Consider the following 21,353-nt stretch of genomic DNA (forward strand, 5'->3'; position numbering starts at 1 on the left):
CATCCTGCGGCGCTTCCTGTACGCCGCCGCAGCGACCGGCAGGCGAACTGAGGCTTCGCTCAGGCTGGCAGATGAAGATCAGCGCTAATCAACATATTGAATGATGTCGTGGCCATCGTTTTTCCTTGGAGTTTCACGTTGAATCTATATAGATTCTATATCAGAAACCGATAAGATCAAGATTGGCGGCACAGAGCAAGTCAAACTGGCCACAACGGCGCTTCATCCATCAGCGCCACCTGCTCGCGCAATTCCAGGATGCGGTCCTGCCAGTAGCGCTGCGTATTAAACCAGGGGAAGGCGACGGGGAAGGCGGGGTCGGTCCAGCGGCGGGCCAGCCAGGCAGAGTAATGGATCAGCCGCAGGGTGCGCAGCGCTTCGACCAGATACAGCTGGCGCGGGTCGAAATCGCAAAAATCTTCGTAGCCGGCCAGAATGTCGCTCATCTGGCGCACCATGTCGCCCCGCTCGCCCGACAGCATCATCCACAAATCCTGGATCGCCGGTCCCATGCGGCTATCGTCGAAATCGACGAAATGGGGGCCGGCGTCCGTCCACAGCACATTGCCGCCATGGCAATCGCCATGCAGACGCAGCACGGCCGTATCACCGGCGCGGTCGTAGCAGCGCTTGACGCCGTCGAGTGCCTGCGCCGCCACGCTGGAATACGCGGCCAGCAGTTCGGGCGGAATAAAATCGTTTGCCAGCAAAAAGTCGCGTGGCTCGACGCCAAAGGTGTGCGGGTCCAGCGCCGGGCGCTCTTGATAGACGGACAAGGCGCCCACGGCGTGGATGCGGCCGATGAAGCGCCCTATCCATTCCAGCGTGTACGGATCGTCCAGTTCGGGCGCGCGGCCGCCATGGCGTGGGAAGACGGCAAAACGAAAGCCCTGGAACTGGTGCAAGGTAGCGCCATGGACGGCCAGCGCCGGCACCACGGGGATTTCGCGCTCGACCAGTTCGGACACAAACGCGTGTTCTTCCAGGATGGCCGTGTCGCTCCAGCGCTCGGGGCGGTAAAACTTGGCCACCAGCGGCGCGCCATCCTCGATACCCACCTGATAGACACGGTTTTCATAGCTGTTCAGCGCCAGCAATCGGCCATCGCCGCGCAAGCCGATGCTGTCCAGGGCGTCGAGCACGCAATCGGGGCTCAGTGCAGAAAAGGGATGGACGGGCCGGGCGTCCTCGTGCGGCTGGTTTTCGTTGTGCATAAGCGCCATTGTAAGGGGCCGGCAGGTGCATGTGTGCAAACACTTCGGCGGCAGCAGGCAGCAAGGCGTATACTAGCGGCTTACATTCTCCACAAAGAGCAAGCCATGCAACTCGAACAGCCATTATCAGAAAAAGAATTCGACGAATTAGACCAATTCCTGTTGTCGGAGCGCTGCTCCGAAGACGCGATGACCATGGATATGCTGCACGGCTATCTGACGGCCGTCGCCATCGGCCCGGAACCGATCATGCCGGCCGAGTGGTTGCCGCGCGTCTGGGGCGAAGATGTCAAGGATGCGCCGAAATTCAAGAACAGCAAGGAAGAAGAACGCATCATCAACCTGATCATGCGCTTCATGAATGAAGTGCTGGTGACGTTTGAAGTGGCGCCGAAGGAATTCGAGGCCCTGTTCGTCGAACACGACTACGAAGGCCAGACCCTGATCGACGCCGAAGCCTGGTGCTGGGGCTTCTGGGACGGCATGGAACTGCGCCCTGGCTCCTGGGATGAAATCTGGGATTCCGAAGTGGGCGATCTGATGCAGCCGATTTACCTGCTGGGCGCCGACGAGATCGAGGAAGAAGAACTGAAACTGGTGGAAGACCCGGTCAAGGCGCACAAACTGGCCCAGGAACTGGAAGCCAACCTGCCCGCCATCCACCGTTTCTGGGTACCGCGCCGCAAGGCGCCGGTGCAAACCTTGAAGCGCGAAGAGCCGAAAGTGGGCCGCAACGACGACTGCCCTTGCGGCAGCGGCAAGAAGTTCAAGAAGTGCTGCGGCGCTGACGGCGCTGCCGAGTAAGTGACAGACGGCCGCCCTCAGGCGGCCGATGCTGCATACCGGCGCGGCTTGCGCAAGCCTTTGCTACCACTGCCACCGCGCGCCGGAATCACGCACACATCGCCATCGGCGTTGGTGGCCGTCGTCAGTGCGATGCCATACAGTTTTTCCAGCGCCGGCAAGGCCTGGGCATTGCTGGCGATATCGTCCGTCAGCTGGCCTGAGCGCACCAGCAGCAGGCGCTCAAAACCCAGCAAGGCGTGGTTGATGTCGTGCAGGATGGCGACCACGGCGTGGCCGCGCTCACGGGCAAAACTGTCCAGGCTTTCCAGCAGATCGAATTGCAGGCCCGGATCGAGGGCCGCCAGCGGTTCATCGACCAGTATCAAGCCGTTTTCGCTATCCCACATCTGCGCAAAGATGCGCGCCAGTTGCACCCTGGCCTGCTCGCCGCCGGACATGGTGTCCAGCGTACGACCCAGCAGATGCGTGGCGTGCGCCAGTGCGGCGGCCTCCCTGACGATGTGGTCCAGCTGCGGATCGGCCAGGCGGACCACTCTTCCCAGCCCGATCACCAGCTCCGACAGCAAGCCGAACGCCACGTTAGCCGACTGCGGCAAGACGGCGCGGCGCAGGGCCAGTTCGCCCAGCGACCAGTGCGCCAGCGGCCGGCCATCGAATTGCAGCGCCCCCGATTGCGGGCGCAGTTCGCGCGCCATCAGTTTCAGCAAAGTCGATTTGCCAGCTCCGCTGGGCCCCAGGATGGCGATGCGCTCGCCCGCGCCGATGGCGATGTTGAAAGGACCGAAATACTGCTGCCCCAAGCGGGCGGTGGCAAATTGTAGTTCTAATAGCGGCATAAACCCTTACTAGGCGTTGCTGTGGCGGAAACGCCGCAACAGCATCAGGAAAAATGGCCCGCCCAGCAAGGCCGTGAAAATACCGACGGGGACTTCCGCCGGAATGGCCACCGTGCGCGCCAGGGTATCGGCCAGCAAGAGCAGCAAGCCGCCAGCCAGCATCCCCAGCGGCAGTACTTTGCGCTGGTCGGCGCCCAGCCAGGTACGCACCAGGTGTGGCGCGATCAAGCCGATAAAACCGATGCCGCCGCACCAGGCCACGGCAAAGCCGGTCAGCAGCGCCACCAGCACGATCACCTGCGTGCGCAGCCTGCCCACGTCGATGCCTACATGCTGCGCCGACGCCTCACCCAAGGCCAGCGCATTGAGGGCACGCATCAAGTGGCGCGTAGCCCACAGCGCAGCGAGCATGACCACCAGCAGCGCGGTCACCTGGCGCCAGCTGCCTGCCGACAAGGAACCCAAGGTCCAGAACGTCAGGGTGCGCAATTGATCGTCGCTGGCCATGTAGATGCACAAGCCCATCACGGCTACCGTAATCGCATTCAAGGCGACGCCCGTCAGCAGCAAGCCGACGATGGAACCGGGCGTGGCCCAGCGCGCAACCCGGTCGAGCAAAACGCAGATCAGCATGGCGCCGCCAAACGCGGCGGCCGGCAGCAGCCAAAGGCGAAGCTCGGGCACTACATGCAGGCCGGCGGCAAACACGATGGTGATGGCGCCAAAACAGGCGGCGCCGCTGCTGATGCCCAGCAAGCCAGGATCGGCCAGCGGGTTGCGGAACAAGCCCTGCGTCAGGCCGCCGGCCAGCGCCAGGATGGCGCCCACCAGCACGGCAAACAAGGCGCGCGGCAAGCGGATATGCCACAGCACATAGGCGCCGCCCGAAAGTCCATCGTCGCCAGCCCTTAACGGCGCCAGCCAGTCATCGAGCGTCACCGGCACGGCGCCCGCCTGCACGGCGATCATCAGGCCGGCAGCCAGGGCGGCGAACAGCAAGCCAGTGGCGCCCCAGCGCCAGCTGGCAAGCCGCGCAGGCGCCAAGCTTGCAGCACTCATGTAGCCATGGCTTTCGCAAACGCGGCGTCGAGTTCAGTCAGCGCCTGCGGCATGCGCGGGCCAAAGCCCAAGAGCAGCATGGCTTCGAGCGACACGATGCGATGTTTGCGCCCCGCCGGCGTTTGTTCCAGTCCCGGCAATTTCAAGATGCCTTCGAGTCCGCCCGATGCTTTCAAGCCCTGGTCGGTGACCAGCACCACGTCGGGACGCGCAGCGATCACCGCCTCTGGCGTCAGCGGCTTGTAGCCGGCAAATCCGCCCTGCCCGCCCATCACATTGACGGCGCCCGCATAGGCCAGCATGGCGTCGGCGCCCGTCTCGCGGCCACCTACCATCACCTGGTTCGGTGCATGGGCGAGGATGAACAGCACGCGCACCGGCGCATGTGCAGGCGACTGGCGGCGCTGCTGCGCGCTGGCCAGCGCGCCATCCCATTGTTTTTGCAGCGTTTGCGCCAGGCGCGAGGCAGGTTCCACGCGGCCCGTCAGCTGGCCAACTTGTTTTACCCGCTCCAGCACGCCTTCAAATTTATTATTGGCGTTCAGCACGGCCACCGATACGCCGGCGTCACGCACCTGGCGCAGCACGGTGGTCGGCCCCGCTTCCTCGGTGGCGATCAGCTGGGTCGGCGCCAGCGACAGCAAGCCTTCGGACGACAGGGTGCGCGCATAACCGACCTGCGGCAGCTTTTGCGCCGTGGCGGGGAATAGCGAGGTCGTATCGACGCCCACCAGCTCGGCCTGCGCATCGAGCGCGTAGACGATCTCGGTCAGGGCGCCGCCCACGCTGACGATGCGGCGCGTCTTGGCGAGCGGCTTGCCCGCGTCGGCCACGGCGGCCAGCACCTGCATCGGCGCGGCCAGCGCCAAGGCGCCAACGCCCATTTTTTTCAGCGCGATCCGGCGCGCGACACTGGCGGCGATCAGGCGGCGCATAATTCGTACTCCTGTTGGGCTTTATCGACGACGTTGCGCCATTCGCACAATTCATGCGCACCTGGTTTACGTTCACCAAAGAACATGACGATGGTCTCGCCCTTTTCATCGAACAATTCGACCGAGGTGACCAGGCCATCGACAGTGGGCTTTTTCACTACCCAGGCGCTGGCCACGTGGTCTTCGCGCAAATGCAGATTGAAGCGCGCATCGAGGATATTGATCCACGGGCCCATCACGGCGATCTTTTGCACAGGGCCGGAATGGATCTGGATCATGCCGGCATTGCCGACAAACGCCATGATGGAGACATTTTCGCGGGCCGCGTCGTTGAGCAGGTCCAGCACGCAGGCTTTGTCCAGCTGCTGCACGAAACGCGCTTCGGCCAGGCGCAAGCCTTGCAGGCGCGAGACCGAATATTTTTTCAGCAAGGTGAAAAATTCATGCGTGTCGCGCAGGTCCGCCCAGGCCGCACGAAAGCCGGCCACGTCGATTTGCGCATCGGGCAGTTCCGCAGGCGCAGGCGCGGGTTCCGTGACGACGATGCCTGCCTGCTGGTCTTCGTCTGCAAAGCGCGTCACCAGCGCCTCGTAGGCGGCCAGGTCGCTTTGCGGCTTCATGAAAATCTTGTGCACGGCATGGCCGGCTGCATCAAAGAATTGCAGGCTGTGCTGGACTTCCTTTTCGCCCATCTCGCGAACGGCAAAACCATGGACCCACTGGCGGTAAAACACGCGCAGGTCGATCTCGCCACCGAGCACCAGGCCCACATGGTTGTTGTGGCTGGTTTTGCGATAGACGCCGGTTTTTTCATGCACGCAGGAAGCGTTGCGCGTCAGGGCCATGACTTCGCCCAGCGGCTCCAGGGCGGCGATGATGGCGGGCCAGTCGGACTGCAGGCGCTCGGCGCCCAGCAAGGCGCCATCGGCCAGGGACAAGCCCGCGTGGGCGGCAATCAGCTCGCCTTCGGAAATAGCGAGTTCAGCGGCGATATCGCGGTGGCGGGCTTTTTTTTCACGGCGCAGGCGGGCAAATTCGCCAGCGATGGATGCGGTGCTGCGTGGGGTGAGCGCGGAGGTAGTCGGCACGGTGTATTCCTTTCAAGGCAAACACTGGCTGGCGTCACGCTGGCTGGTCAGGATGGATCGTGGGTTGATTATAAATGAGAATCATTCGCAACTGAAATTTATTTGTGCGCGTCAGATAAAAAAACGCCGCGATAAACGCGGCGCAAGGGAACCTGGTTTGCGGGAAACCAGAGTGAGAAAAGTGGTTGGTGGCTCAGGCGCTGGCCTGTACGGCGGGCATGGCCTCGGTCGAAGCCCTGGGGGCCGAGCGCTGCGCCAGCAAAATCACCGCCGCCAGCACCATGGCGCCGCCCAGCAATTGCGTGCCGCTGACCTTTTCGCCAAGCAAGGTCACGCCGAAGGCCATGGTGATGACTGGCTCGAAGGTCGAAATGATCGAGGCCTTGGCCGCACCGATCTGCGCCACGCCGGCAAAGAAGGCGGCGATGGCAATCGCTGTCGAGAACAGGGCAATCACGCCTACCGCCAGCCAGCCCGTTGCCGTGCCTGGCAGCGAGACACCCTGCCATACGGCAATCGCGCTATTGGCCAAACCGGCCGTACCCAGGATTACCACGCAGGCGGCCAGCGGGTGAATGTTTTCCTTGCTCTTGGCCAAACTATTGCCGAACAAGATATACACGGCGTAAACACCGGCTGCCATCAGCGCCAGGGCCATACCGATGGGCTGGCCCTGCAGCTTGCCACCCAGGGTAATCGCCATACCGCCTATGGCCAGCGCCATCAGGAGCAGCATGCGGCGGTCCAGCTTTTCCCAGCCCAGCGCCAGGGCCAGGATGGTGACCAGCACGGGGTAGACATACAGCAGCATGCCGCACAGGCCGCTGCTGGCGTACAGCAAGGCATTGAAATAGCCTTGCGACTGCGCCGTGTACATCAGGCCCATCAACATATAACCGGCCAGCAGACGGCCGCGCGGCAAGCGCCAGCCACCGAGCCACACCAGCGGCAGCAACAGTGCGGCGGCGATCACGAAACGCAGGGCCAGCATGGTCGACGGGTTGACCCCGGACGCATAGGCGGCCTTTGCAAACACTGCGGAGCTGCCGAAACCGGCGGCCGACAGCAACACCAACGCAACAGCGCGGCGATCAGACATGAGAACCTCTTAAATAATCGGGTAGATATGGGGTCAAGCAGGAGTAGCTCAGCTGGGTAAGCGGATCGCCTTTGCGGGCGGCTGTCCTGACATGTTATGCATTAGGGATATTGCGGGTGGTGTAACGCATAGTCGGCATCATATTCGCTTGCGTAAGATGAAACAAACCAATATTCTTCACGGATAGGCTCAGTAATATTAAGCCTCACCGATTTAAGGCTAACTTGTATGTCACGCTATCTGCCCCCGCTCGCTTCCTTGCACGCCTTCGAGGCCGCCGCCCGCCATGAAGGCTTCCAGCGTGCCGGTGAAGAACTGCATGTCTCGGCCGGCGCCATCGGCCACCACGTCAAGCAGCTTGAGGCTTGGTTGGGGGTGACCTTGTTCCAGCGCATGCCGCGCGGCGTGACGCTGACCAGCGCGGGCCAGCGCTATGCGGCTGCGCTCGGCCCCATCCTGATACAGCTGGCCGATGTGTCGGAACAGGCGCGCCGCCAGGGCGATGAAAAGGTGGTCACGGTAACGGCGACCAGCTCGCTGGTATCGCGCTGGCTGATGCCGCGTCTGGGCCGGCTGCGCGACCGCCATCCGAATATCGAATTGCGCGTGCTCGCGTCCATGCATCCGGTGGACCTGGTGCGCGATGGCGTGGATGTGGCGATACGTTTGGGACCGGGACGCTATCCGGGCCTGAAAGTGGATTTATTGATGGAGGAATGGTTTTCAGCCGTTTGCAGCCCCGGCTTTCGGGCCAGCGCCAGCAATCTGCGCACCCCGAACGACTTGCTGCGCTACCCGCTGCTGCACGACGAACCGGAAGTGCATTTGCCCGGCGAAATCGACTGGGCCCGCTGGCTGCATAGCTGCGGCGTGCATTACAGTGGCAATAGTGGCAATAGCGGCGCGCGCTTTTCGCATACCTATTTATGCCTGGACGCCGCTGCCAGCGGCCAGGGCGTGGCGATTGCGGCCGGCCCGCTGATCGACGACGACTTGCGTTCGGGCCGTCTGGTGCGCCTGTTTGAACACAAGGTGCTGGGGCCGCTGTGCTACTACCTGCTGCGCTCGCCCCAGGCAGAAACGCGGCCCCAGGTGCACGCATTCTGCGAATGGCTGATCGCCGAAGCCCGCGCCGACCAGGAAACTGTCTGGCCGGCGGTGGAGTAGCGCTTACAGCTTGATGAAGTTCTCGCGGTAATACTTGAGTTCTTCGATCGATTCCAGGATGTCGGCCAGCGCCGTGTGCTTCTGGTGCTTTTTGAAACCGGTGGCGATTTCAGGTTTCCAGCGCTTGCACAGCTCTTTCAGGGTCGACACGTCCACGTTGCGGTAGTGGAAGAAGGCTTCCAGCTTCGGCATGCCGCGCACCATGAAGCGGCGGTCCTGGCCGATGGTGTTGCCGCACATGGGCGACTTGCCTGCAGGCACGTATTTTTTCAGGAAGGCGATCAATTCCGCTTCCGCCTGGGCTTCCGTCACGGTCGACGCTTTCACCTTCTCGATCAGGCCCGAACGGCCATGCGTGCCCTTGTTCCAGGCATCCATCTTGTTCAGCGTTTCGTCGGACTGGTGAATGACAAAGACAGGACCTTCGGCCAGCAGGTTCAGGTGCATGTCCGTGACCACTACCGCCACCTCGATGATGCGGTCGGTGTCGGGCTCCAGGCCCGTCATTTCCATGTCGACCCAGATCAGGTTCATTTCATTTGGACGCGCAGGGACGGCGGGTGCAGGAGCGGATGCAGTTAAGTCGGTCGCTTGTGACATAATTCTCTCTTGGCCTATCAAACTAAATAATCAGCCATTTTCTCACAGGCACAGCATGTATTCACTCGCGTTTTCGATTTTGTTTGTTTCCATCCTCATTTTGACCCTGGTGGTGCGCTTCTGGCTCGCTTCCCGGCAAATTCGCCACGTGCTGGCGCACCGCGCAGCCGTGCCTGCGGAATTTGCTGAAAAGATCCCGCTGGCGGCGCACCAGAAGGCCGCCGACTACACGGTGGCCAAGACCAAGTTCGGCATGCTGACCCTGCTCGTCAATAGCGCCGTGCTGATCGGCTTTACCTTGCTGGGCGGCCTGCAAGGGCTGGCCGAACACGTGCAGGCGCTGACGGGCCCTGGCATGTGGTCCCAGATCGCCCTGATCGTGGTCTTTGCCGCCATTTCCGGCCTGATCGACCTGCCTTTTGACTATTACCGCCAGTTCGTGCTGGAACAGCGCTTCGGCTTCAACACCATGCGCCGTGGCCTGTTTTTCATCGACATGATCAAGGGCGTGGGCCTGGGCGCCGCCATCGGCTTGCCGCTGCTGTGGGTGGTGCTGGCCCTGATGGCCAGGTCGGGCGACCTGTGGTGGTTGTACGCCTGGTTTGTGTGGAGCGGCTTCCAGCTGCTGATGATGGTGCTCTACCCCACCGTGATCGCCCCACTATTTAATAAATTCGTGCCACTGGCCGACGAGTCGCTGAAAAACCGCATCGAAGGCTTGATGCAGCGCGTGGGTTTCGCTTCGAAAGGCTTGTTCGTGATGGACGGCTCCAGGCGCAGCGCCCATGGCAATGCGTATTTCTCGGGTTTTGGCGCCAACAAGCGCATCGTTTTCTTCGACACCCTGCTGTCGCGCCTGGCGCCGCAGGAAATCGAAGCCGTGCTGGCGCATGAGCTGGGACACTTCAAGCTCAAGCACATCGTCAAGCGTATCAGCATGATGTTCTTGATCTCGCTGGGCTTTTTGGCGCTGCTGGGCTACCTGAAGACGCAGCCCTGGTTTTATGCGGGCCTGGGCGTCAATCCCGTAGCGCTGACCATGAGCGGCCAGGGCACGGATGCGCTGGCCCTGCTGCTGTTCATGCTGGTGTTGCCGGTCTTCACCTTCCTGCTGGGGCCATTAAGCTCGCTCAGCTCGCGCAAGCATGAATTCGAAGCCGACGCCTTTGCCGCCACGCATACGCAGGCGGACGACCTGGTGTCGGCGCTGGTGAAAATGTATGAAGACAATGCCTCGACCTTGACGCCAGACCCGCTGCACTCTGCTTTTTATGACTCGCACCCGCCAGCCAGCGTGCGCATCCGCCACCTGAAAGGGACACCAGCATGAATCAAACAACCACCCTGGAAGCACTGCTCCAGCGCAACTGCGCGCCGCGGCAGGACGCACTCAGCGACGCCGCCATCGCTGCCTGGCTAGCGCTATTGCCGCAATGGTCGCTGCAAGACGGCAAGCTGTGCCGCGACTTTGGCTTCAAAAATTATTACCAGACCCTGGCGTTCGTGAACGCCCTGGCACACATAACACACAAACAAGACCATCACCCGGAGCTCATCATTACTTACAAAACCTGCGCCGCGCGCTACGACACCCACTCGGTCAACGAGGGTGCCGGCGGCCTGTCGGTCAACGACTTCATCTGCGCCGCCAAGGCTGACCTCATCTACGACAGCGGCGTGACGGCACCATGAGCGAGAATAAATCAAGCAGCGAATTAACCGGCGTCATCATCGCCGCCCATGGCCGCCATTACCTGGCCGACGTGGATGGCGCCAAGCTGCAATGCGTGACGCGCGGCAAGAAAACCAATGTGGCCGTGGGCGACATCGTGCACCTGACGCGCACCTCCAGCGACCAGGCCGTGATCGACCGCATCGAGGACCGCAAGACCCTGCTGTACCGCTCGGACCAATATAAATCCAAGCTGCTGGCGGCCAATCTGACCCAGCTGTTCATCGTGGTGGCTACCGAGCCCGGCTTTGCCGACGACCTGATTTCACGCTCGCTGGTGGCGGCCGACGCGGCCGGTATCGAGGCGCGCATCATCCTCAATAAAACCGATGTCACGGCCTCGCTGGACAAAACCCGCGAACGCCTGCTGCCGTATTCCTCGCTCGGCTACCCCGTGCATGAAGTGTCGGCCCGCGCCGAACCGGAACACGCGGTGGCCACCTTGGCGCCGCTGCTGGCGGGCCAGTCGTCGATTTTAATCGGCCAATCAGGCATGGGCAAGTCGTCCCTGATCAACCTGCTGGTGCCGGACGCCGACATCGCCGTGCGCGAAATTTCGGCTGCGCTGGACACCGGCAAGCACACGACCACCTTTACACGCCTGTACAAGCTCGACGAATTGGGCGCACACAGCTCCATCATCGATTCGCCGGGTTTCCAGGAATTCGGCCTGTATCACCTGAGCGAAGGCATGCTGGAGCGCGCCTTCCGCGAATTCCAGCCCTACCTGGGCGGCTGCAAATTCTATAATTGCCGCCATTTGATCGAGCCGCAATGCGCGATCCTGCAAGCATTGTCCGAGGGCAAGATCGCCAGGATGCGCCATACCCTGTATGGCCAGCTGCTGCACGAATCGGCGCAGACGCTGTATTGATGTGAGCTTTAACACCTCCCTGCTGTTTGCTATGGCGGGGAGGAAAACCATAGCAAAATCCGCAATTTTCCGGAAAACGAAATTTAATTTCGCTGCAAGACCCCTCATCCGTTATTAATCCGAAATCCGTTCATCCCCGTTTTTTGCGTTTCAGCGCCCGAAACCTGCCTTTCATCGCCTGTCGCTGGCTGCGGCACAGGGTGTTTGCTACCTTGCTATCTGTCCCTGCAGGAAACCTGGCAGCGACGACACGGTCTAACTCTCTATCCTCAACCCTGATTGAAGGTGAATGTCATGCAAACCTCACGCCGCCTCTCTTTTACCGCTGCCGCGCTTGCCGCTACAGCCTTGCTTACGCTGGCTTGCGCCAGCGCCCTGGCGCAAGCCGCCCCTCCCGACCGCGTCCACGTCAACGTCAATACGCCCTACCGCCTCAGCACGCAGGAACAGTTCGATATCGAACACAGTTACCAGCTATCGAATGATCAAATACTGATCGTGCGCATACAGGGCCAGCAGGTGCTGGGCCGCCTGAGCAACAAGAACAGCATCATACCGAGACAGGAAGTGGAAATTTATCCCCAGGGGCCGGGCAAGTTTGTTACCCAGCGTGGCACGGCTTTTTCCTTTACAAACTCGGGCGAATATGTGGTGATCGATGACGCCCAGCTCTTGCCAGGACTGCGCATGCCCGACGGCAGCGCCAACGCCAGCACGGCCGACGGCAGCGCCAGCATCCGGCTGGTGTCGCGCTGAACCATCCCTACGTGTGGAATCGCTACCACAAATATAACAACTCCCCCCGATGCAGCTTACAATGCGCTCACTGATCACTGTGTGATCGCAGGCTCGGGCCACTGTTTGGCGGGGAGATGGTTTGAATGGAAATGTTCGCGCTCGAACATGAAATAGCGCAGTGGGAAAGCACCTTGCAGCCTTTGCGCGGGGTGGCGCGTCTGCCACTGCTGATATTGCTGTCCTGGCATTTGCGGCAACGCGATTGCGCGCGTGCCCGGCGACTGTGCGAGGAAGCAGGCGCACTGCTGCCTTTGGCCGGCCTGGCGCCGGAAGCGCAGGCACAGGCAGGTGCGCGGCTGCAACTGGTGCAAGCAGAATTGTTATGGCTGCATGGCGAGCTCGACGCGGCCGAAGCGCTGGCCATGACGGCCTACGCCACGCTGTGTGCGCAAGGCAACGGTTCTGCCTGCGCAGACGTCCACTGGCTGCTCTCCTCGATTGCCGTCGACCGCGGCGAGCATGCGCGCTGCGATACGGAACTGCAGGCAGCCGCTGAGCAGGCGCGCAGCGCCGGCGACACCATGCGCGCCAGCCTGGCCGATGCGGCAACCGCGCGCTGGGCCGTGCTGCGCGATGCACGGGCCGCCCAGGCACGCTGGGGCGAGCGCTTTCCTGCCCAGGGCGCGCACGGCAGCGACCAGTTGGCAGCGCCGTTGGCAACCTGGGTGCACGATTTCCATGGTTTGCAGGCGCGTAACTCGCGCGACCTGGGCCGGGCTGCCGGCCACTACATGCAAAGTTATGAGGCGGCGCTGGAAAGCGGACAACTGCGCGCGGCGATCACGGCCGCCGCCAATATCGGCGACTGCTTCGCCAATCTCAACGATCATCAATCGGCGCTGGAATGGATGCAATGCGCGCTGGACCTGGCCCGCCCGACGGGCTGGCCACGCAGCATAGGCGGCTGCCAGACGCATACGGCGGAAACCATGCGCAAGCTGGGCCGCCTGGATGCAGCGGAAGAGCTGCTGCACGAAGCGCTGCGCCTGCTGGCGCCCATGTCGGGCGCGCGCAGCTATGCCAACGCCCTGTTTTACCTAGGCGAACTGAGCCTCGACAAGGGCGACTACACTACGGCGCTCGACGCCTTCAGCCAGCTGGCGCTGCGCGCCGAGGCGCTGGGCCAGGCTGATTTCCGCTGCCTGGCCCAGCGCGGCACTGCGCACGCGCTGTCTTATCTGGACCGTCAGGACGAAGCACACCTGGCGGCCCGGCGCGCGCTGCAGCTGGCCACGCAACAGGGCGATGCGATCAACCAGATTGCCGCCCTGCGCGTGCTGGCCATGCTGCATGCGCGCCACGATTTGCCGCCGCCGCCAGACATGGCAGAACGCAATCCGGCGCTGCATTATCTGCACCAGGCGCTGCAGGTGGCCGACGCCATCGACGGCTATTCGCCGCCGGGCGAACTGTTCGACGCGCTGGCCCGCGAATACGCACAGGCGGGCGACTATGCGCGCGCCTACGATATCGCGCTGGAAGCGGGCGCGGCGCGTGAAAAAAGCCACACCCAGCAAGCCACCAACCGCGCCATCGCGATGCAGGTGCATCACCAGACGGAACATGCGCGCTCGGAGGGCTACCATCACCGCGAACTGGCCGCCTCGGAGGCACGCCGCGCCGAAGTGCTGCAGCAAACCAGCGACACGCTCGAGCGCCTGTCGGCCATCGGCCAGGAAATCACCACCCATCTGGATGCGGACGCCGTGTTCCAGGTGCTGGACCGCCATGTGCATGCGTTGCTGCCGGTCAACACCTTCGCCGTCTACATGCTGGACACGACGGCTACGGCATTGCGGCGCGCACACGGCATGGAAGCGGGGCAGCGCCTGCCCGACAACGCCATCCCGCTCAACAATCCGCGCGCCTATTCCGTGCGCTGCCTGCTGGGCCGCAGCGAAGTGTATATCCCCCAGGTGCCAGCCAGGCGCCACGCCTATACCGTGCCCGGCACCCGGCATAACCAGAGCGTGCTGTACGTGCCCTTGATGGTGGGCGAACGGGTGCTGGGCGTGATGACGGTGCAAAGCTGCGATGCGCATGCCTATGGCGAGCGCGAACGGCTGATCTTCCGCACCTTGTGCGCGTACGGCGCCATCGCGCTCGACAACGCCAATGCCTATCGCCAGCTGCAGGATGCGCAGGCGCAGCTGGTGTCGCAAGAAAAACTGGCCGCCCTGGGCTCGCTGGTGGCCGGCGTGGCGCATGAACTCAATACGCCGATCGGCAACAGCCTGCTGATCGCCAGCACCATGCAGCAGAAAACCGAGGATGTCGAACGGCGCATGAATGGCCCTGGCCTGCGCCGCTCGGAACTGGCCAGCTATATCGACGATGCGGCCCAGGCGGCGGCGCTGGTGATGCGCGGCCTGCACAGCGCGGCCGAACTGGTCAACAGTTTCAAGCAGGTGGCGGTCGACCGTACCACCGAGCAGCGGCGCCAGTTCGACCTGCAGCAAGTGACGAACGAAGTGATCGCCACCGTGATGAATCGCATCCGCAACTCGGGCCACCGCATCGAGACCGAGATTGCCTTCGGCATCGCCCTCGACAGCTATCCGGGCCCGTTTGGCCAGGTCATCACTAACCTGATCAACAACGCCCTGCTGCACGCCTTCGGCCACCTGGGCAAAGATGGCAATGGCAACGAAGGATTGATGCGCCTGCGCGCCACCGCCGACGCCACGCATGTGCAGATCCGTTTTGAAGACAATGGCACCGGCATCGCCGAACGGCACCTGACGCGCATCTTCGATCCCTTCTTCACCACCAGGCTGGGCCAGGGCGGCAGCGGACTGGGACTGTCGATCAGCTACAACATCGTCACGGCCCTGCTGGGCGGGCAGATCCAGGTAGCCAGCAGCAGCGCCGGCACCTGCTTCACGCTGAACCTGCCCCTGGTGGCTCCGCAGCTGGACACCGAGGAGGCGGTCAGCATTTATTAAGCGCCATGGGCGACGCCATTATGGGGACGATACTTGTCTACACAAGTACCCGCCCCGCCTATCTTTCCAATCTAAAAGCAAAACCCTTATAATTGAACGGCTGTAGTTCTTGCCATTGCATTATTTTCAACTTGGCAATATGCATCGCGTCGCGCCACCAAGGCGTGCACAACGATCAACTCAGCAGCGCGCCGGGGCAAGGCTCATCAGCGAGGTTGTCAAGCTGAGACACCCGGCGGGAAAGGCACGCCGCCGGCGGCCTGCGCATCTTCACGTGGTCATTATGTCGACAAAAAAACCGATCAAGCATTACCTCCAGTTCTCCGATTTCACGTTGGAAGAGTACGAATACGTGATCGAGCGCGCCCACCTGATCAAGCGTAAGTTCAAGAACTACGAGATCTATCACCCACTGATAGACCGAACACTGGTCATGGTCTTTGAAAAGAACTCGACCCGCACCCGCCTCTCGTTCGAGGCCGGCATGCACCAGCTGGGCGGCGCTGCCATCTACCTGAACACGCGCGATTCCCAGCTGGGACGCGGCGAGCCGGTGGAAGACGCGGGCCAGGTGATGTCGCGCATGTGCGACATCATCATGGTGCGTACCTTCGGCCAGGACATCATCGAGCGTTTCGCCGCCAATTCGCGCGTGCCGGTGATCAATGGCCTGACCAACGAACACCACCCTTGCCAGGTGTTTGCCGATATCTTCACCTATATCGAACACCGCGGCTCGATCGCCGGCAAGGTCGTGGCCTGGATCGGCGACGCCAACAATATGTTGTATTCGTGGCTGCAAGCGGCCGAAGTATTCGGTTTCCACGTGAATGTCTCGACGCCGAAAGGCTATGATATCGACCTGTCGCAAGTAAAAACCGAACGCTACACCTTCTTCGACAACCCGTCCGACGCCTGCGAGGGCGCGCACCTGGTCAACACCGATGTGTGGACCAGCATGGGCTACGAAGCGGAAAACGCGGCCCGCATCCAGGCCTTCGACGGCTGGATCGTCGATGGCGCCAAGATGGCCCGCGCCGCGCCCGACGCGCTGTTCATGCACTGCCTGCCCGCCCACCGTGGCGAAGAAGTGGCCGCCGAAGTGATCGACGGCCCGCAATCGGTGGTGTGGGATGAGGCGGAAAATCGCCTGCACGTGCAAAAAGCGCTGATTGAATACCTGTTACTGGGTAAAATCAACTAAGTCTCTATAATTGGCAGCACCTCAGTACTACATTGAATACAACGACAACTGGAAGCAATATGAGCGACATTAAAAAAGTAGTCCTGGCCTATTCCGGCGGACTCGACACCTCCGTCATCCTGAAATGGCTGCAAGATAACTACCAGTGCGAAATCGTCACCTTCACGGCCGACCTGGGCCAGGGCGAAGAACTGGAACCGGCACGCGCCAAGGCGATCAAATTCGGCATCAAGCCGGAAAACATCCATATCGAAGATGTGCGCGAAGAATTCGTGCGCGATTTCGTCTTCCCGATGTTCCGCGCCAATACCGTCTATGAAGGCGAATACCTGTTGGGCACCTCGATCGCGCGCCCGCTGATCGCCAAGCGTTTGATCGAAATCGCCAACGCCACCGGCGCCGACGCCATCTCGCACGGCGCGACCGGCAAGGGCAATGACCAGGTGCGTTTTGAACTGGGCGCCTACGCGCTGAAACCAGGCGTGAAAATCATCGCCCCATGGCGTGAATGGGATTTGCTGTCGCGCGAAAAACTGCTGAAATACGCAGAAGACGCCGGCATCGAGATCGACATGAAACACAAGAACGGCGGCGCGCCCTACTCGATGGACGCCAATCTGCTGCACATCAGCTTTGAAGGCCGCCACCTGGAAAACCCGAGTGCCGAAGCCGAAGAAAGCATGTGGCGCTGGACCGTCAGCCCTGAAAAAGCGCCAGACGAAGCCGAATACCTGGACATCGAATACGAACAAGGCGATATCGTCGCCATCAACGGCGTGCGCATGTCGCCAGCGACCGTGCTGGCCGAACTGAACAAAGTAGGCGGCAAGCATGGTGTAGGCCGTCTGGATCTGGTGGAAAACCGCTACGTCGGCATGAAATCGCGCGGCTGCTATGAAACGCCGGGCGGCACCATCATGCTCAAAGCGCACCGCGCCATCGAATCGATCACGCTGGACCGCGAAGTGGCCCACCTGAAAGATGACCTGATGCCACGCTACGCTTCGATGATCTACAACGGCTACTGGTGGGCGCCTGAGCGCGTCGCGCTGCAAACCCTGATCGACCATACGCAGCAAACCGTGAACGGCTGGGTACGCATCAAGCTGTACAAGGGCAATGTGATCGTCGTCTCGCGCGATTCGAAAACCGATTCGCTGTTCGATATGAACATCGCCACCTTCGACGAAGACGGCGGCGCCTACAACCAGGCCGACGCTGGCGGCTTCATCAAGCTGAACGCCCTGCGCATGCGCATCGCCGCCATCGCGCGCGAAAAACGCGGCCAGAAGTAATCCCTATCCCCGCAGCTATCATAACGATGCCTGCATGAGCCGCCTTCGGGCGGCTTTTTTGCTTCTTGAGCGCACTCAAGCGCAAAATCCTGCCCTGATGCTGCGCTCATAGGCCATGAAATACCCCCATTTTGCTGTCTGCATGGCAAAATGCTACAGTGCAAATTAGTTGAACTTTCCCGATCCGGAGCCCCCATGTTCAAAGACCTGAGTATCAAGAATAAACTGTATATGGGCTTCGGCTCGATCGTGGCCATCATATTGATACTGCTGGGCGTCGCCTACAACAGCTTTACGCGCCTGTCGGAAGCCAATGGCTGGGACCGGCACACGATGGAAGTGCTGATCGAGATCGACAAGATTCACAATTCCATCCTGCAAACCCAGGTGGAAACGCGCGGCTACATCATCAGCGGCAACGAGTCCTCGCTGAACCCGGAAACCGATGAAATGGCCGTGCTGACCCAGCATACGCAAAAAGCCATCGCCATGACCGCCGATAACAAGCCGCAATCGGAGCGCTTCCGCAAGATCGACCAGCTGGCCAAGACCTGGGTCAAGGAATGGATCAACCCGCTGATCGAGAAACGCCGCGCACTGGGCAATACGCCGGGCGCAGCCGATACGGTGGCGCGCATGATACCCCCCGGTGGCTCACCCGGCATCCTGCAGGCGAACAAGATGCTCGATGATGCGGCCGCCGAGGAAAACCGCCTGCTGGCCGAGCGCACCGCCAGGTCGGCCAGCCTGCAGGCAACCATGCTGCTGACGCTGTCGCTGGGCGGCCTGCTGTGCATCGTGCTGGCGCTGGCGATTGCCTACATCCTGGCCAAGGCGATCCTGAACCCATTGAACAACCTGACCGACGCCGTGGGCCGTATCGCCGGCGGCGAGCAAGGCGCGCGCGCCGCCATCGTCTCGGGCGATGAACTGGGCAAGGTGACGCAGGAATTCAATCGCATGGCGCAAACCATCCAGGACAACCAGGCCAATGAACTGGCCGCCACCAATACCTTGCGCGCCAAGGTCGACTCGCTGCTGGAAGTGGTGTCGAAGGCGGCATCGGGCGACCTGACGGGCAAGGTCAGCATCACCGGCAGCGACGCCATCGGCCAGTTGGGCAATGGCTTGGCGAAGATGTTTGAAAACCTGCGCAGCCTGCTCAACAACGTACAAAAGGCCGGCATCCAGGTGACCACCTCGGCTACCGAAATCGCCGCCTCGGCGCGCCAGCAGGAAGCGACCGGCATAGAGCAAGCGCAAACCAGCGTGGAAATTCTCAGCACCACCAAGGAAATCTCGGCCAATACCAGCCAGCTGCTCAAAACCATGGAAGACGCCACCGCTGTTGCCGACTACACCACCAACGCCACGGCCGAAGCGCAAAACAATCTGAAACGCATGGATTCGACCATGCAGCACATGGTCTCGGCCACCGATTCCATCAACGCCAAGCTGGCCGCCCTGTCTGAAAAAGCCAGCAACATCAATAGCGTGCTCATTACGATTACCAAGGTGGCCGACCAGACCAATATCCTGTCGCTGAACGCCGCCATCGAGGCCGAAAAAGCCGGCGAAGCAGGCCGTGGCTTCTCGGTCGTGGCGACCGAGATCCGCCGCCTGGCCGACCAAACCTCGGTATCGACCTGGGATATCGAACAGATGCTCAAGGAAATGCAGTCGGCCGTGTCGGCCAGCGTGATGGGCATGGATAAATTTTCGGAAGAGATACGCCGCAGCGTGGGCGAAGTGCGCCAGGTGGCCGAGCAGCTGTCGTCGGTGATGGACCAGGTGCAAAAACTCACGCCGCAGTTCGACGCCGTGCTGCAGGGCATGCAGTCGCAGGCGGTGGGCGCTTCGCAGATTTCCGACACCATGATGCAGCTCAACGACGCCACCCAGCAAACGGTGGAATCGCTGAAAGCGACCAGCGAAGCGGTGCACCAGCTGCAGTATGCGGCCGGCGACCTGCAGTCGAGCGTGTCGAACTTCGCCGTCACCATCTGATCCCATGAAAGTACTGGTCTTTCACATCGGACGCGACCGCTACGGCTTGCCGCTGGCCGCCATCGTGCGCGTGCTGCCGCTGCTGGAACTGAAGCAGCTGCCGCTCACGCCAGACTATGTGGCTGGCCTGATGGATTTGCACGGCACGCCAGTGCCCGTGATTGACCTCTCGCGCCTGGCCGGCCTGGCGCCGGCAGCGGCCCAGTTCGACACGCGCATCGTCATCGTCGACTACCTTGCGCCCGATGGCGCCACGCATGCGCTGGGCCTGATGGCTTCGCGCGTACGCGGCATCGCCGACATCGAGGCACAGCAATGGGAAGACAGCGGCGTCGAAACCGCGCCCTTCCTGGGCCAGGTCGCCAGCGACGCCGAAGGTATGGTGCAGCTGGTGGAACTGGAGCAGTTGCTGCCGGCCGATGTGCGCGCGCTGCTGTTCCAGCCAAGGAGCGCGCCATGACGGCGCAAACGCTGCTGCGCCGCGCCACCGGCTTGTCGGTCTCGAAAACGGTAGCCGAACGGGCGGTGCACCAGCGCATGGAGCGGACCGGCCATACCGATAGCGAGACTTACCTGCAGGCGCTCACGCCGGCCGAAATGACGCAGCTGATCGAGCTGGTGGTGGTGCCCGAATCGTGGCTGTTCCGCGACCCGCAAGCGTTTTATGCCACCGTCGAGCTGGTGCGCGAGCGCTGGGCACGCGGACGGCGCACGCACATTTTGTCGATCCCGTGTGCGGGCGGCGAAGAGCCGTATTCGCTGGCCATGGCGCTGCGCGACGGCGGCGTGTCGGCACAGGCCGTCAGCATAGACGCCTATGATTTGAGCCCCGGCTGCATCGAGCGGGCGCAGGCCGGCGTGTATGGCCGCAATGCCTTCCGCGCACAGGACGTGGCTTTTCGCGAACGTTATTTCACCCACGTGGCCGACGACGCCTACCGCATCATGGACGCCTTGCGCCAGCAGGTCAGCTTTAAACAAGGCAATCTGCTGCAGTTCGACACCGCCAGCTACAGCCATCATTACGACGTCATTTTTTGCCGCAACCTGCTGATCTACTTCGACAAACCGACTACGCGCGCAGCCATCGAGAAGCTGTCGGCCCTGCTGGCCGACGATGGCATGCTGCTGGCCGGTTATGCAGAAGTGCCGGCGTTTTGCCAGAATGGTTTTACGCCGCTGCAGCACCGCCAGGCTTTCGCGCTGAAGAAGGATGACGCCCCGGCTGCGATTCCAGCTGCTAGCGTGCCGCAGCGTACCCTGCGCAGCGTGCCGGTAACAGCACGCCCCATCCCTGTTGCCACACCGGCGCCGGCAGCGCCGCCACGCAGCCGTCCAGTTCCCGTACCGGCTGCCGCCACGCCGGTCGACCTGCTGGCCGAAGCGCGCCTGCTGGCGGACCGTGGCCAGTTGCGCGAAGCGGGCGAGAAATGCCATGCCCACCTGGCCCGCACCCCCGAGGCGGCAGAAGCGTACTTCATGCTCGGCATCATCAATGAACTGGCTGGCAAAATGGACCTGGCCGACGACTACTGGCGCCGCTGCATCTATTTGCAACCCGACCACTACGATGCGCTGTGCCATCTGGCGCTGCTGGCCGAGCGCAATGGCAATAGCACCGCCGCCGCCACCCTGAAGGCGCGCGCGGCCCGCGTCTACCAGCGCCGGCAAGCCACTTGATCAGCGGGGAATG

Annotated in this window: 19 protein-coding genes; 12 read left to right on the plus strand and 7 right to left on the minus strand. The window is 62.0% G+C overall.

The genetic code is table 11. The annotated features are described in order from the left end of the window. Positions 1 to 200 precede the first annotated feature (200 nt). The gene (locus HDE72_RS26945; protein WP_183748539.1) at positions 201 to 1,214 is read right to left on the minus strand and encodes a serine/threonine protein kinase; all 1,014 of its coding nucleotides are present in this window, start codon (positions 1,212 to 1,214) and stop codon (positions 201 to 203) included. Between the two features lie 105 nt (positions 1,215 to 1,319). Here HDE72_RS26945 and HDE72_RS26950 point away from each other — a divergent pair, with 105 nt between their 5' ends. Then, on the plus strand, positions 1,320 to 2,018 hold the full coding sequence (locus HDE72_RS26950; RefSeq protein ID WP_183748541.1) for a UPF0149 family protein: 699 nt from the start codon (positions 1,320 to 1,322) through the stop codon (positions 2,016 to 2,018). A 17-nt stretch (positions 2,019 to 2,035) separates the two neighbouring features. On the opposite strand, the gene HDE72_RS26955 is transcribed toward HDE72_RS26950, so the two are convergent. The 5 genes from HDE72_RS26955 to HDE72_RS26975 form a co-directional block, all read right to left on the minus strand. Then, on the minus strand, positions 2,036 to 2,857 hold the full coding sequence (locus HDE72_RS26955) for an ATP-binding cassette domain-containing protein (RefSeq protein ID WP_183748543.1): 822 nt from the start codon (positions 2,855 to 2,857) through the stop codon (positions 2,036 to 2,038). A gap of 9 nt (positions 2,858 to 2,866) precedes the next feature. Next, positions 2,867 to 3,916, minus strand: coding sequence for a FecCD family ABC transporter permease (locus HDE72_RS26960; protein ID WP_183748545.1), 1,050 nt, complete (start codon positions 3,914 to 3,916; stop codon positions 2,867 to 2,869). After that, entirely contained in the window at positions 3,913 to 4,851 is a 939-nt protein-coding gene (locus HDE72_RS26965; protein WP_183748547.1) for a heme/hemin ABC transporter substrate-binding protein, read from the minus strand. Before HDE72_RS26965 ends, HDE72_RS26960 begins: the two co-directional genes overlap by 4 nt. Further along, positions 4,839 to 5,939 carry a hemin-degrading factor gene (locus HDE72_RS26970; protein ID WP_183748549.1) on the minus strand — a complete coding sequence of 367 codons (1,101 nt, stop codon included), beginning with the start codon at positions 5,937 to 5,939 and terminating at the stop codon, positions 4,839 to 4,841. Before HDE72_RS26970 ends, HDE72_RS26965 begins: the two co-directional genes overlap by 13 nt. A 193-nt stretch (positions 5,940 to 6,132) precedes the next feature. Beyond that, positions 6,133 to 7,038, minus strand: coding sequence for a DMT family transporter (locus HDE72_RS26975; protein ID WP_183748551.1), 906 nt, complete (start codon positions 7,036 to 7,038; stop codon positions 6,133 to 6,135). Between the two features lie 228 nt (positions 7,039 to 7,266). On the opposite strand from HDE72_RS26975, the gene gcvA reads away from it, so the two are divergent. Then, the gene (gcvA, locus tag HDE72_RS26980; protein WP_183748553.1) at positions 7,267 to 8,205 is read left to right on the plus strand and encodes a transcriptional regulator GcvA; all 939 of its coding nucleotides are present in this window, start codon (positions 7,267 to 7,269) and stop codon (positions 8,203 to 8,205) included. Between the two features lie 3 nt (positions 8,206 to 8,208). On the opposite strand, the gene orn is transcribed toward gcvA, so the two are convergent. Further along, positions 8,209 to 8,805: an oligoribonuclease gene (gene orn / locus HDE72_RS26985; protein ID WP_183748555.1), complete on the minus strand. Its 597-nt coding sequence runs from the start codon at positions 8,803 to 8,805 to the stop codon at positions 8,209 to 8,211. Positions 8,806 to 8,860: 55 nt separating this feature from the next. On the opposite strand from orn, the gene HDE72_RS26990 reads away from it, so the two are divergent. The 10 genes from HDE72_RS26990 (at position 8,861) to HDE72_RS27035 (ending at position 21,340) form a co-directional block, all read left to right on the plus strand. Then, positions 8,861 to 10,135, plus strand: a complete 1,275-nt coding sequence (locus tag HDE72_RS26990) for a M48 family metallopeptidase (protein WP_183748557.1) — start codon at positions 8,861 to 8,863, stop codon at positions 10,133 to 10,135. Further along, positions 10,132 to 10,497 carry a 4a-hydroxytetrahydrobiopterin dehydratase gene (locus HDE72_RS26995; protein WP_183748559.1) on the plus strand — a complete coding sequence of 122 codons (366 nt, stop codon included), beginning with the start codon at positions 10,132 to 10,134 and terminating at the stop codon, positions 10,495 to 10,497. The genes HDE72_RS26990 and HDE72_RS26995 overlap by 4 nt, the downstream gene beginning before the upstream one ends. Beyond that, the gene (rsgA, locus tag HDE72_RS27000) at positions 10,494 to 11,411 is read left to right on the plus strand and encodes a ribosome small subunit-dependent GTPase A (RefSeq protein ID WP_183748561.1); all 918 of its coding nucleotides are present in this window, start codon (positions 10,494 to 10,496) and stop codon (positions 11,409 to 11,411) included. The genes HDE72_RS26995 and rsgA overlap by 4 nt, the downstream gene beginning before the upstream one ends. A gap of 294 nt (positions 11,412 to 11,705) precedes the next feature. Continuing rightward, a complete protein-coding gene (locus HDE72_RS27005) occupies positions 11,706 to 12,167 on the plus strand; it encodes a hypothetical protein (RefSeq protein WP_183748563.1) in 462 nt (153 codons plus the stop codon). A 125-nt stretch (positions 12,168 to 12,292) separates the two neighbouring features. Next, positions 12,293 to 15,154 (plus strand): ATP-binding protein, encoded by a 2,862-nt coding sequence (locus HDE72_RS27010; protein ID WP_183748565.1) that lies wholly within the window; start codon positions 12,293 to 12,295, stop codon positions 15,152 to 15,154. Positions 15,155 to 15,437: 283 nt separating this feature from the next. Then, positions 15,438 to 16,358 (plus strand): ornithine carbamoyltransferase, encoded by a 921-nt coding sequence (argF, locus tag HDE72_RS27015; protein WP_183748567.1) that lies wholly within the window; start codon positions 15,438 to 15,440, stop codon positions 16,356 to 16,358. Between the two features lie 59 nt (positions 16,359 to 16,417). Beyond that, positions 16,418 to 17,653 (plus strand): argininosuccinate synthase, encoded by a 1,236-nt coding sequence (locus HDE72_RS27020; protein ID WP_183748569.1) that lies wholly within the window; start codon positions 16,418 to 16,420, stop codon positions 17,651 to 17,653. 195 nt (positions 17,654 to 17,848) lie between these two features. Beyond that, entirely contained in the window at positions 17,849 to 19,660 is a 1,812-nt protein-coding gene (locus tag HDE72_RS27025) for a methyl-accepting chemotaxis protein (RefSeq protein WP_183748571.1), read from the plus strand. A 4-nt stretch (positions 19,661 to 19,664) separates the two neighbouring features. Then, positions 19,665 to 20,120, plus strand: a complete 456-nt coding sequence (locus HDE72_RS27030; RefSeq protein WP_183748573.1) for a chemotaxis protein CheW — start codon at positions 19,665 to 19,667, stop codon at positions 20,118 to 20,120. After that, on the plus strand, positions 20,117 to 21,340 hold the full coding sequence (locus tag HDE72_RS27035; RefSeq protein ID WP_183748576.1) for a CheR family methyltransferase: 1,224 nt from the start codon (positions 20,117 to 20,119) through the stop codon (positions 21,338 to 21,340). Before HDE72_RS27030 ends, HDE72_RS27035 begins: the two co-directional genes overlap by 4 nt. The last annotated feature ends 13 nt before the right edge of the window (positions 21,341 to 21,353 follow it).

The sequence above is a fragment of the Janthinobacterium saanense genome, from assembly GCF_014200675.1.
Taxonomy (GTDB): domain Bacteria; phylum Pseudomonadota; class Gammaproteobacteria; order Burkholderiales; family Burkholderiaceae_D; genus Janthinobacterium.

Coding starts and splice junctions, on each gene's coding strand:
- HDE72_RS27035 (WP_183748576.1), top strand. CDS start 20,117: ATGACGGCGCAAACGCTGCTGCGCCGCGCCACCGGCTTGTCGGTCTCG.
- HDE72_RS26995 (WP_183748559.1), top strand. CDS start 10,132: ATGAATCAAACAACCACCCTGGAAGCACTGCTCCAGCGCAACTGCGCG.
- HDE72_RS27010 (WP_183748565.1), top strand. CDS start 12,293: ATGGAAATGTTCGCGCTCGAACATGAAATAGCGCAGTGGGAAAGCACC.
- HDE72_RS26990 (WP_183748557.1), top strand. CDS start 8,861: ATGTATTCACTCGCGTTTTCGATTTTGTTTGTTTCCATCCTCATTTTG.
- gcvA (WP_183748553.1), top strand. CDS start 7,267: ATGTCACGCTATCTGCCCCCGCTCGCTTCCTTGCACGCCTTCGAGGCC.
- HDE72_RS26955 (WP_183748543.1), bottom strand. CDS start 2,857: ATGCCGCTATTAGAACTACAATTTGCCACCGCCCGCTTGGGGCAGCAG.
- argF (WP_183748567.1), top strand. CDS start 15,438: ATGTCGACAAAAAAACCGATCAAGCATTACCTCCAGTTCTCCGATTTC.
- rsgA (WP_183748561.1), top strand. CDS start 10,494: ATGAGCGAGAATAAATCAAGCAGCGAATTAACCGGCGTCATCATCGCC.
- HDE72_RS26965 (WP_183748547.1), bottom strand. CDS start 4,851: ATGCGCCGCCTGATCGCCGCCAGTGTCGCGCGCCGGATCGCGCTGAAA.
- orn (WP_183748555.1), bottom strand. CDS start 8,805: ATGTCACAAGCGACCGACTTAACTGCATCCGCTCCTGCACCCGCCGTC.
- HDE72_RS26960 (WP_183748545.1), bottom strand. CDS start 3,916: ATGAGTGCTGCAAGCTTGGCGCCTGCGCGGCTTGCCAGCTGGCGCTGG.
- HDE72_RS27030 (WP_183748573.1), top strand. CDS start 19,665: ATGAAAGTACTGGTCTTTCACATCGGACGCGACCGCTACGGCTTGCCG.
- HDE72_RS26945 (WP_183748539.1), bottom strand. CDS start 1,214: ATGCACAACGAAAACCAGCCGCACGAGGACGCCCGGCCCGTCCATCCC.
- HDE72_RS26950 (WP_183748541.1), top strand. CDS start 1,320: ATGCAACTCGAACAGCCATTATCAGAAAAAGAATTCGACGAATTAGAC.
- HDE72_RS27025 (WP_183748571.1), top strand. CDS start 17,849: ATGTTCAAAGACCTGAGTATCAAGAATAAACTGTATATGGGCTTCGGC.
- HDE72_RS26975 (WP_183748551.1), bottom strand. CDS start 7,038: ATGTCTGATCGCCGCGCTGTTGCGTTGGTGTTGCTGTCGGCCGCCGGT.
- HDE72_RS27020 (WP_183748569.1), top strand. CDS start 16,418: ATGAGCGACATTAAAAAAGTAGTCCTGGCCTATTCCGGCGGACTCGAC.
- HDE72_RS27005 (WP_183748563.1), top strand. CDS start 11,706: ATGCAAACCTCACGCCGCCTCTCTTTTACCGCTGCCGCGCTTGCCGCT.